At 68.8% G+C, this 10,525-nt stretch carries 8 protein-coding genes; 1 reads left to right on the top strand and 7 read right to left on the bottom strand.

Annotated elements, in window-relative coordinates; genetic code table 11:
- The 3 genes from AC5JJ6_RS25495 to AC5JJ6_RS25505 form a co-directional block, all read right to left on the bottom strand.
- On the bottom strand, nucleotides 1-444 hold a 444-nt coding region (locus tag AC5JJ6_RS25495; RefSeq protein WP_496044758.1), incomplete at its 3' end, for a deoxyribodipyrimidine photo-lyase.
- A 103-nt stretch (nucleotides 445-547) separates the two neighbouring features.
- Nucleotides 548-1,246, bottom strand: coding sequence for a ligase-associated DNA damage response endonuclease PdeM (gene pdeM, locus AC5JJ6_RS25500; protein ID WP_496044759.1), 699 nt, complete (start codon nucleotides 1,244-1,246; stop codon nucleotides 548-550).
- 86 nt (nucleotides 1,247-1,332) lie between these two features.
- Nucleotides 1,333-3,810 carry a ligase-associated DNA damage response DEXH box helicase gene (locus AC5JJ6_RS25505; RefSeq protein WP_496044760.1) on the bottom strand — a complete coding sequence of 826 codons (2,478 nt, stop codon included), beginning with the start codon at nucleotides 3,808-3,810 and terminating at the stop codon, nucleotides 1,333-1,335.
- A gap of 86 nt (nucleotides 3,811-3,896) precedes the next feature.
- Here AC5JJ6_RS25505 and AC5JJ6_RS25510 point away from each other — a divergent pair, with 86 nt between their 5' ends.
- Nucleotides 3,897-4,664: a 5'-methylthioadenosine/adenosylhomocysteine nucleosidase gene (locus tag AC5JJ6_RS25510; RefSeq protein WP_496044761.1), complete on the top strand. Its 768-nt coding sequence runs from the start codon at nucleotides 3,897-3,899 to the stop codon at nucleotides 4,662-4,664.
- On the opposite strand, the gene AC5JJ6_RS25515 is transcribed toward AC5JJ6_RS25510, so the two are convergent.
- From AC5JJ6_RS25515 to AC5JJ6_RS25530, 4 genes are all read right to left on the bottom strand, one after another.
- Entirely contained in the window at nucleotides 4,657-5,184 is a 528-nt protein-coding gene (locus AC5JJ6_RS25515) for a CinA family protein (protein ID WP_496044762.1), read from the bottom strand. The genes AC5JJ6_RS25510 and AC5JJ6_RS25515 overlap by 8 nt on opposite strands.
- Nucleotides 5,185-5,269: 85 nt before the next feature.
- Nucleotides 5,270-7,198: a CHASE2 domain-containing protein gene (locus AC5JJ6_RS25520; RefSeq protein WP_496044763.1), complete on the bottom strand. Its 1,929-nt coding sequence runs from the start codon at nucleotides 7,196-7,198 to the stop codon at nucleotides 5,270-5,272.
- Between the two features lie 11 nt (nucleotides 7,199-7,209).
- Entirely contained in the window at nucleotides 7,210-7,851 is a 642-nt protein-coding gene (locus AC5JJ6_RS25525) for a FecR family protein (protein WP_496044764.1), read from the bottom strand.
- Between the two features lie 76 nt (nucleotides 7,852-7,927).
- Nucleotides 7,928-10,312 (bottom strand): PAS domain S-box protein, encoded by a 2,385-nt coding sequence (locus AC5JJ6_RS25530; protein WP_496044765.1) that lies wholly within the window; start codon nucleotides 10,310-10,312, stop codon nucleotides 7,928-7,930.
- Nucleotides 10,313-10,525 lie beyond the last annotated feature (213 nt).

Consider the following 10,525-nt stretch of genomic DNA (forward strand, 5'->3'; position numbering starts at 1 on the left):
CGCCTTCGACCGGATGGCCGAGGGATCGAACAGCAGCGTCGCGTTGAAGCTTTCGACCGTGAGTCCCCGGCCGGCCAGGGCGGTGCGGATGGTATCGTCGCGGGCCCTCGTCGCGGGATCGAAACTGTCGCTCCAGTAGACCGAGCCGGCGCCCGTTTCGTCGATCAGCGCGGAAAGCGCTTCGGCCGCATCGCCCCGGCGCAACACTAGCGGAGCGCCGGCTTGGCCGAGAGCCTCCCCAAGCCGCTCCAGGCTGTGGTGCAGCCACCAGCGCCCGGCGCCGCCGGGAGCGCGGACCGTGTCCGACCCATCCTCCAGCCCATCCTCCAGGATGAAGACGGGGATCACGGGAGCGCCGCTCTCTACCGCCCGGTGGAGAGCGGGATTGTCGGCAAGGCGAAGGTCCTTACGGAACCAGACGATGGCGGGGGAGGGGGATGTCATTCCGATGGACCGGCAAAGCGAGGAAGGACGGCGGAGCGCCGACCAGCGAACTTATGCCCGCACCCCGGTCCGTCAATCCAGCATGCCGCCAAGTCCGGCCGGCTTATTGATATCTCACCCGCTCCGGGTCCGGTTCGAGCCGCGCGCTGGGAAAGGCGAACAGCCGCTCGCTGCCGATCATCCTGACTTCGAAGCGGCGGCCGAGCAGAGGTGCGAGAGCGCGGTCCAGCACGTTCAGACCCCCCGTGTACGCGCCGAACGACGGCATGATGAGGCGCTGGCCATCGCTGGCGAAGCAGCGCGCCCGAACCCGCTTGCCATGGACGCGGATCGCCGCCACCGGATGGTAGTGGCCGGAAACTTCCCCGCCGGCGCCGGCCCTGGCTTCATGCCGGAAGCACAGCGGCCCGAGCGTGACGGACTCGGCGACGCGGCCGCCGAGATGGGCGGGCGGTTCCGGATCGTGGTTGCCGGTGATCCAGACCCAATCACGCTCGGCAGTCATCGCGGAAAGACGGTCGGCATCGCGCGGCGCGATGCGCTCGGCGGCGCGGCTGTCGTGGAAGCTGTCGCCGAGGCAGATCACCGTCTCGGGATTCAGCCGCCTGATCACCTGCTCCAGGCGGTCGAGGGTGGCGCTCGTGTCGTAGGGCGGCAGCAACTGGCCGCGCTGGGCGAACGCCGACCCCTTTTCCAGATGAAGGTCGGCCACCACCAGCAAGTTGCGCTCCGGCCAGACGAGAGCGCCCGACAAATCGGCTTTGAGGCCGACACCGTTCAACACCAGATCCACGGCTACCATCGATTGTTCACGTTCGGTTCCGGCGCACCATCCGGAATCCGGCCGGTCCAGTCAACTGCAAATAGGGGGCTGCAAATAGGGGACGCTCACAGCGGCAGCATCCCCTGCGGCCGGCCCGCCGCCTTCAACTCCGGCATCGCCTCGTCGACCAGCTCGTTCGAGGCTTCGTCCAGCAGGTCGTCCAGGGCCGAGCCGGTGATCTGCTCGCGCCCGACTTCCAGCAGTACCGGCACCGCCAGCGGCGAAACGCGGGAGAGCGCGCGATGATTGATCCGGCCCTTGACGCGCGCCAGCATGTCCGACAGCCGGCGCACGTCGGTCAGCCCGCCGGCGGCGTCGGCGCGGGTGGCGCGGAGCAGCACGTGGTCGGGCTCGTGCTTCCTCAGCACGTCGTAGATCAGGTCGGAACTGAAGGTCACCTGCCGCCCGGTCTTCTCCTGGCCAGGATGCCGGCGCTCGATCAGGCACGAAATCACGGCGACGTTGCGGAAGGTCCGGCGCAGCATGCTGGACTCGTCCATCCAGGCTTCCAGGTCGTCGCCCAGCATGTCCTGATCGAACAGGCTGTCGAGATCCTTGACCGGGCGCAGGCTCCAAATGGACAGGACGTAGTCGGTCGCGACGAAGCCCAGCGGCTTCAGCTTGGCCCGCTCCATCCTGCGGGTCAGCAGCATGCCCAGCGTCTGGTGCGCGTTGCGCCCCTCGAAGCAGTAGGCGACCATGAAGTGCTGCTTGCCGCGCGGGAAGGTCTCCACCAGCAGGTCGTCGCGGTTGGGCAGGACCGAGCGGAGCCGCTGGAGCCTCAGCCATTCCTGCACAGCATCGGGCAGATCGCCCCAGCACGAGGGGTCCGACAGCATGGTCCGGACCCGGTCGGCCAGATGGGTCGAGAGCGGCATCTTGCTCCCGGCATAGGCGGGGATCTTGGGATCGCCCTGGCCGCCCTTCGCGCAGTTGACCCAGGTTTCGCTGATGCCGAGGAACTTCAGCAACTGGCCGGCGAACAGGAAGGTGTCCCCGGCGACCAGCGACTGGACGAAGTGCTCCTCGATCTCTCCCAGGATCTGCCCCCGGCCCAGCCGGACCTTCAGCGTCACCGCCGCGACGATGGTGCCGACATTCATCCGGTACTGTCGCGCCACGACGGGGCCGGCGACTTGGTAAAGCCCGTCCTCCTCGTTTCTGACCAGCCGTTTGAACCGGTCATAGCTGCCGAGCGCGTAGCCGCCGGTCGCGACGAAGTTCAGGGTATCGTCGAAGTCCTTCCGGGACAGACCCGCATAGGGGGCGGTGCTTGCGATCTCGGCGAAGAGGCCGTCGGCATCGAACGGGGCCGCACAGCCCATGCCTAGGATGTGCTGGGCCAGCACGTCCAAACCGCCAGGGCGGGGAGGGTCGCCGTCCAGCGTACGATCCTCGATCGCCTGGACGGCGGCGCGGCATTCCAGCACCTCGAACCGGTTGGCGGGGACCAGCACGGCGCGGCTGGCTTCGTCCAGCCGGTGGTTGGCGCGGCCGATCCGCTGGAGAAGCCGGCTGACGCCCTTGGGCGCTCCGACCTGGACGACGAGGTCCACGGCAGCCCAGTCGATGCCAAGGTCCAGCGACGACGTGGCGACCACCGCGCGCAGCGCTCCGCGCGTCATGGCGGCTTCGACCTTGCGGCGCTGCTCGGCGGCAAGGCTGCCGTGGTGAAGCGCTATCGGCAGGGCGTCTTCGTTGAGCTTCCAAAGCTCCTGGAAGACGATCTCCGCCTGGGCGCGGGTATTGACGAAGACAAGCGTCGTGCCCGCCTTGCGGATCTGGTCGTAGACCTCTCCCAATGCGTGGACGGCCATCCGGCCCGCCCAGGGTAGGCGTTCGCGGGTCGTCAGGATATCGACCTGGGCGCGCGCCCCCGGCCGGCCCAGGATAGTCCGGACGCCGCCATCGCCGGCGCGGCCCGTCTTCGACAGGTAGGCCGTCAGGTGGTCGCGATGGGCGACGGTCGCGGACAGGCCGACGCGGCGGCACAGGGGAGCGAGCCGCGCCAGCCGGGCGAGGCCGAGCGCCAGCAGATCGCCGCGCTTGGTGCCGGCCAGCGCATGCAGCTCGTCGATCACGACGCAGCGGAGCTGGCGGAAGATCTTCTCCGCATCCGTATAGGAGAGCATCAGCGCCAGGCTCTCCGGCGTCGTCATCAATATCTGGGGCGGCTTGCTCCGCTGGCGCTGGCGCTTGGCGGCCGACGTGTCTCCCGTCCTGGTCTCCGTCCGGATCGGCAGGCGGAGTTCGGCGACCGGGCTTTCCAGGTTGCGCTGGATATCGACCGCCAAGGCCTTCAGGGGCGAGATATAGAGGGTGTGAAGCCCCTCGCGCGGGCGTTCCGACAGGTCGATCAGGCTGGGCAGGAAGCCGGACAGCGTCTTGCCGCCGCCGGTCGGTGCGATCAGCAGGGCGTCGGCGCCGTCCTGCGTCGCCTCCAGCATCTCGATCTGATGGGCGTGGGGCGACCAGCCCCGGTTGGAGAACCAGCCCAGGAAGTTGGGCGGCAGCAGAGACTGAACAGGCGCTATGTCATCCATGGCAGTGGACTATAAAAGGCGATATGACCGATAACCAGCGGCCATCACTCGCTTCCATCTTCCTCCCTGCCGTCAGGATCTTCACCATGACCACCCGGCCCCTCGGTCTCATCTGCGCCATCCCCGACGAAACCGCCCATTTCGGCGCCAGCTTCACCGAAACCTCGACTCGGGTGCTGGCAGGCCTGACCTTCCGGGAAGGAACGCTGGAGGGACGGCCGACGGTCATGGCCGAAAGCGGCGTCGGAAAGGTCAACGCCGCCGTGGTGGCGACCCTGCTGGCGGAGATCTTCGGCTGCCATGCCCTGCTGTTCTCCGGCGTGGCCGGCGGCTTGGACCCGGCGCTCGGCATCGGCGACGTGGTGATCGCGACGCGGTTGGTCCAGCACGACTACGGCGCGCTGGTGGAAGGAAGGATCAGGACCTACCAGCCCGGCATTCCGCCGCTGCCGGGCTTCGACGAAACTCATGGCTACGCCCTGGCAGCCGGCTTGGAAGCGAAGGTCCGTTCGGCGCTCGACGGCGTCACCCTGCCGCCGTTCGACGCCAAGGCCACCGGAGCGGAGCCGCGCGTTCCGTCGATCCACTTCGGTACCGTCCTGACCGGCGATACCTTCCTCAATTGCGAGGAAACGCGGGAGCGCCTGCACCGCGAGTTCGGCGGCGCCATGGCGATCGAGATGGAAGGGGCGGCCGTGGCGCAGGTCGCGGAGCGCTACGGCATTCCCAGTCTGGTGGTGCGCTCGCTGAGCGATCTGGCGGGCGCCGAAAGCCACATGGACTTCGCCAGCTTCTGCGGGGCCGCCGCCGAAGGGGCGGCGGTGCTGATCCGCAGGCTGGTCGCCGTCATCTGACGGCGGGTTCGGCGGCGCAGATCTCCTCCCGCAGCATGGACATGCAGGTCCGGGTACATTCCAGGCGAACGCCGCCGCGTCCGATATCGCCGAAGCGCTCCATCCTGTGAGTGGTGGGACCGTTGCGGCGGGCAAGCGCGAAGTGGACGAGGCCGGGTTCGTCGCCGGGAGCGCCGGGACCGGCGAAGCCGGTGACGGAGATCGCGACATGGGCGTTGGAATGGGACAGTGCGCCCTCCGCCATCGCTCTCGCCACCTCCTCGGACACGGGGCCGGGGTTCTCCAGCAGCGTTTTCGGGACGCCCAGCATCTCGTTCTTGGCATCGTTGGTGTAGACGACGAAGCCGCGCTCGAAGGCGTGGGAGCAGCCGGTCACGTCCGTCAGGAGCGAGGCTATCAGGCCGCCGGTGCAGCTTTCCGCCGTGGCGATCATGATCTCCTGGTCGCAGGCGGATTTGAGGACACGCATGACGGCGGCGTCCACATCGTCTGGCACATCGCCGGGAAGTGTTTCGGTCACGTGTTCGCTCCTCGACCGTTGTGGTTACTACCGTGCCGATACCGGCAGCAGTCCACAACAGCGGCACCCCGGTTCCCGTTCCCGCTCAATCTGCGGGCGGCGCCGGCCAGCCCCAGATGCCGACCGGGCGCTCCCGGCCGCGCAGGCTCGTCAGGGGCAGCTCCACGAATCCCTCGACCGCGCCGCCTCCGCCGCCGCTGGAACGGGCCGCTTCGATCACCGCGTCGGAGGCGGCGATGACGACGCCAAGCTCGCGGGTGATGTGCTGGAGCCGGCTCGCGACGTTGACCGGATCGCCGGTCACGGTATAGGTGAACTGCCGCGTCCCGCCGGTATCGCCGATCAGCACAGGGCCGATGTGCAGGCCCATGGCGATCTTCAGAGTGGTCAGGCCGGCGGCCTCCAGTTCGGCATTCAGCGTGTCCATGGAGGACGCGAGCACGCGGGCGGCCTTCAGCGCGTCGGCGGCATCGTCCGGTGAGGGAGTGATGATGCCAAAGACGGCCATGGCGCCGTCGCCCATGAACTTGTCCACGATGCCGCCGTGGTCGAGCACGGCGCTTTCGACCAGCCGGTAGAAGCCCCGGAGCAGGTCCATCGCCTCGTTCGGCGACAGGCGCTCGTTGACGCCGGTGAAGCCGACCAGATCGATGAACAGGATGGCGCAGGTCTGCACCCGGTCGTCCAGGCCCGGCGCGTTGGTGTTCATCAGCCGCTCGGCCACTTCTGGAGAGAAGTAGCGCATCAGGTTGCGCCGCTGCCGCTCCGCCAGCCTGCGGGCACGGTCGCCGATCAGGCTGCGGCGGGCGGAGGACAAAGCGAAGCCGGCGAACGCCGCCAGCGCTGGCGACGTCACCGCCAGCCAGAGGTTCGCCTTGGCGAACAGGACGGTCGCCGCCACGATCCAGCCCGCGATCAGCGCCAGTGTCGTCAGACCGGCCAGAACGGGCGTCAGCAGCGTCCCGAGCAGCGTCGCGGCGATGCCGCCGGCCAGGATGGCGACGGTATCGGCGGGCACCAAGGCCGGGCGGTCGGTCGGCGTCCGCCCGGTCAGCAGGTTGTCGATTACGGTCGCGAGGTGCTCGGCGCCGGGAAGGGTCCGGCTGAACGGGGTGGCGAAGCTGTCGCCGACCCCGCGCGCGGAGGCGCCGATCAGGACGACGCGGTCGCGGAAGGTCCCCTCCGCCAGTCCACCGCCGAGCAGGTCGACCATCGAGTGCGTCTCGACCGTGCCGGGCGGACCGTAGTGGTTGACGGCCAGCCGCATGCGGCTGTCGGTGGCGACGAAGTCGGGGCCGAGCGCCACGCCCGATCCGAGATGCAGGACCATGTCGTCGGGATCGATCCGGAGGAAGCGCCGGACCGCCTCGACCGGCAGGCTGGGGAACCAGGCATCGCCGTAGCGGATGGCGGTCTGGTCGTGGCGAAGCTGGCCGTCGGGGTCTAGCAGGACGCTGACATGGGCCGGGACGGCGGCGCGCGCCAGCGGCTCCAGCGGGGCGATCAGGCCGGCGGGGTCCGGCGGACGAATATCGGCGGCCACGGCCGGTTCGCGGACCACCCGGTACGCGGCGTCGGCCAATGCGGAGGGCGGCACGCTGGAGACCGCCCGCTCCGGATCGAACAGGAAGGCGAAGCCGACCATTGCCCGGGGCGACGCCGCCAGGGCTTCGGCCAGTTCGGCATCGGGATCGGGGATGCCGCGCTCCCGCTCCGCGAACAGCAGGTCGACGGCGACCACGGAAGCGCCGTCCGCCGTCAGGCGGCGGAGGGCGTCGGCGATCAGGCGGCGCGACAGGGGCCAGCGGCCGTATTCCGCCAGGGTGCGGTCGTCGATCATGACCAGCGACACGGCGCCAGACGGCTCCAGGGGGCCGCGCAGGCGGTAGCGCAGCGTCAGCATCTGCGCCTCCAGGTCCTGGAGCGGTGCGGGTTCGGCATCGGTCAGGCGCAGGAGGGCCAGGACCAGCGGGATCGCCAGCGGCAGCAGCAGCCAGCGGCCGGGCAGTCGCATGGAGGGCGGTCTCAGCGAACCGAAGGTCCGACCAGACGGAGCGTCCGCTCGACCCTGGGCGCTCCCCAGGTTACGGGAGCGGTCGGAGCGGCGCCGGGCGCCACGTCGGTCCCCTGGCCGGGGTTGATCGTGACGGAAGCTCCCGGGACGCCTGCCGTCCGGCGGCTGGTGACCTGGACGGCGCCCTCGATGCCGAGGACGGCGGTGCTCGCGGGCAGGATCTCGACCGTCCATTCGGTCGAGCGGGCGGATGAGACGGCGTCCTCCGTCTGGACGGCGAAGACGCCGAAGCCGGCTTGCTGGACGGCGGCCCGGACGATGCCGGTCAGCAGGGTGAACAGCGCGCTTGCCCGGCCGCCCGACGGAGCAACCGCATACTCGGACACCGCGACCCGGCTGTCCGGGCCGGCGGTCAGGGTGCTGTCGTCCTCGAACCGCAGGGTCACGCGGGAGGATGCGGCGGTTTCCACCACGTCGCCGGCGAATACGGCCGTTCCGGGCAGCAGGGGGGAGCGGACGGCATCGCGCAGCACGCTGGCGCCGCCTTCCTGGCGGATCACCCGGCCTACCGGCTGGCGGTCGGCCGCCAAGGCGGCGGGTCCCCAGGCAAGCGCTACAACCAGCAAGGTCGAAAACCGGCCCAGTCTTCCCATGCCTCAAACCCTCCGCCATACCGGGGTAACCGTCCGCCGGTTCCTGGTGCGGTCCCTGGTTAGGCCATGCGGGTAGTCAGTGCAAAGGCTCTTCAGGAATGCCCCAGGCGGAGATGACCCTGGAAGCCGGGATCAGCATGGTGACCGTCGTGCCTTCTCCGGGAGCGCTTTCGATCCGCATCGAGCCGCCATGGCGCTCGATCAAGGCCTTGGAGATGAACAGGCCCATGCCGCTGCCCTGGTAGCGCTGGGACATCACGTTCTCGACCCGCATGAACGGCTTGCCCAGGTCTGGGATGCGGTCCTTCGGGACGCCGATGCCGGTATCGGCGATGGCGATCTCCAGAAAGCCGTCGCGCAGGCCGGCGCTGACGCCGATCCGGCCGCCGTCCGGCGTGAACTTGGCGGCGTTCCCCAGCAGGTTGATGAGCACCTGCTTCAGCCCGCGCCGGTCGGCCAGCAGCGCCGGCATCGGCTCCGGAAGGCTCAGTTCGACCGCGTGGCGAGTTTCGCCGGGTGACAGGCGGGTGAGCCGGAGCGCCTCGTCCATCACCTCCGCCAGGGGGACCGTTTCCTCGTTGAACTCGACCTGCCGCGCCTCGATCCGGGCCATGTTGAGGAGGTCGCTGATCAGGTCGAGCAGGTGCTGGCCGCTGCGGTGGATGTCGCCGGCATAGTCGCGGTAGCGCTCGCTCAGGGGTCCGAGTATCTGTTCCTTCAGGATCTCGCTGAAGCCCAGGATGGCGTTGAGCGGCGTCCGCAGTTCGTGGCTCATGCTGGCGAGGAACTCGGACTTGGCGCGGCTGGCCGCTTCCGCCTTGTTCTTGGCGGTGCGCAGCACTTCCTCCGCCTGCTTCCGTTCGGAGATGTCCTGGCAGACGCCGAACACGTCGCGGACCTCGCCCCCGGCGTCGAGGCCGCACAGCCACTCCGCCCGGATGTGACGCTCGTCGCCGTCCGGGCGGCAGATGCGGTATTCCAGGATGCCTCCGGTCTTTTCCCTCACGGAACGGGTCAGGGTGTCGATCACCGTCTGCTGGTCGTCGGGGTGAACGAAGGAGAAGACGGTGTCGAGGGTCGGATCGTAGGCGTCCGGACTGACGCCGAAGATACGGTAGATCTCGTCGGACCAGTCGATCGTATCCCGCCCGATGTTCCACAGCCAGTCGCCGGTGCGGGTGATCCGCTGCGCTTCGGAAAGCTGGCGCTTGCGGTTGCGCAGGGCATCGGTCGCCTCGCGTTCCGCGGTCACGTCGCTGCCGGTTCCCCGGTAGCCGACGACCTTGCCGTCTTCGCCCAGCACCGGCATCCCATTGACGACGAAGCAGCGCTGGACGCCGTCGGGCCGCCGGTAGGAGAACTCGAAGTCCTTGATCCGGCTGCTGGACCGGAGATCGTCCAGGTGCCGCCGCCACTTCGGCGACCCGGCGTCCTGGAGCAGGGCCTCGGACAGGCGGCGGCCAAGCATCTCGGCGGGCGGTATTCCCAGGGTATCCTGGACCCGCCCGGAGACGTAGGTCATCCGGAACTCCGCGTCGGTTTCCCACAGCCAGTCGGAGGCGACCTCCGTGAAGTCGCGGAAGCGCTGCTCGCTCCGGCGCATCGCTTCGTCGTTGCGCCGCCGGAGGATCGCCACGGCGGCCAGCTTGGCCAGCCGGCTGGCGACCTGGAGGTCGCCTTCAGCCGGGGCGTGGACCATGCCGTAATAGATCCCGAAGGCGCCGTAGACGGTTCCTTCCGCCATGATCGGGAACGACCAGCAGGCCTTCAGGCCATGCTTCAGGGCGTGTTCCCGATACCCGTCCCACAGCGGATCGTTGGCGATATCGGCGACGATGACCGGCTTGAGGGTTGCCATGGCGGCGCCGCACGACCCGACGGAGGGGCCGATCGCGATGCTGCCGACGGTCGCCGTGTAGCCGGGCGGCAGGCCGGGGGCCGCCGCAATCCTGGCGTGGACGCCGTCGGGATCGAGTTGCAGGATCGAGCATCGGCTATGATCGAGGATTTCCTCGCACAGGCGGCAGATCCGGTCGAGCACCGATTCCAGCGGGACGCCGCCGACGATCGCTTCCAGGACGGAATGTTCGCCATGGGCCAGCGTTTCCATCAGCTTGCGGTCGGTGATATCGACCATCGACCCGCAGGTGCCGGAGACCTGCCCGCCCGAGTTGCGTTCGATCGTGACATGCACGGTCACCCAGCGGAAACCGCCGTCACGCCTCCCGATGCGGACATCGTGCCGGTAGTCGGGGGTGTCGCCGGCCAGCACCAGGGCGAAACGCTCCCGGCTGGCCTCCCTGTCCTCGCGCCAGAGAAAGTCCAGGTAGCTGCGCCCGACGCTGTCCTGGACGGCGAAGCCCGTCAGCCGCGTCCAGGCCGGGTTCAGGTAGACCAGCGTGCCGTCGTCCGCGATGGCGAACAATACCTCCGGTACGCTGTCGACGATCCTGGTGCGCAAGGAGGTGCCGCCGCCCTGGGTAGAGCACGGAGGCGGCATATCCTTTGAGTGAGCATCTGCGTAACGCACAGTCAAGCCAATCAGTTACCTACCCAAGGCAGACGCTTTACTTACACCAGCAAAAGTTAACACTCCCCTTTGCATTCCGGGCCTACCTCTATAAAGCGTACCGGCCAAGTGGTTCGTCCTTTTGGCCGAATGGGCTGCACCGAC

Source organism: Skermanella sp. (assembly GCF_059503625.1).

Coding starts and splice junctions, on each gene's coding strand:
- AC5JJ6_RS25510 (WP_496044761.1), top strand. CDS start 3,897: ATGACCACCCGGCCCCTCGGTCTCATCTGCGCCATCCCCGACGAAACC.
- pdeM (WP_496044759.1), bottom strand. CDS start 1,246: ATGGTAGCCGTGGATCTGGTGTTGAACGGTGTCGGCCTCAAAGCCGAT.
- AC5JJ6_RS25505 (WP_496044760.1), bottom strand. CDS start 3,810: ATGGATGACATAGCGCCTGTTCAGTCTCTGCTGCCGCCCAACTTCCTG.
- AC5JJ6_RS25525 (WP_496044764.1), bottom strand. CDS start 7,851: ATGGGAAGACTGGGCCGGTTTTCGACCTTGCTGGTTGTAGCGCTTGCC.
- AC5JJ6_RS25520 (WP_496044763.1), bottom strand. CDS start 7,198: ATGCGACTGCCCGGCCGCTGGCTGCTGCTGCCGCTGGCGATCCCGCTG.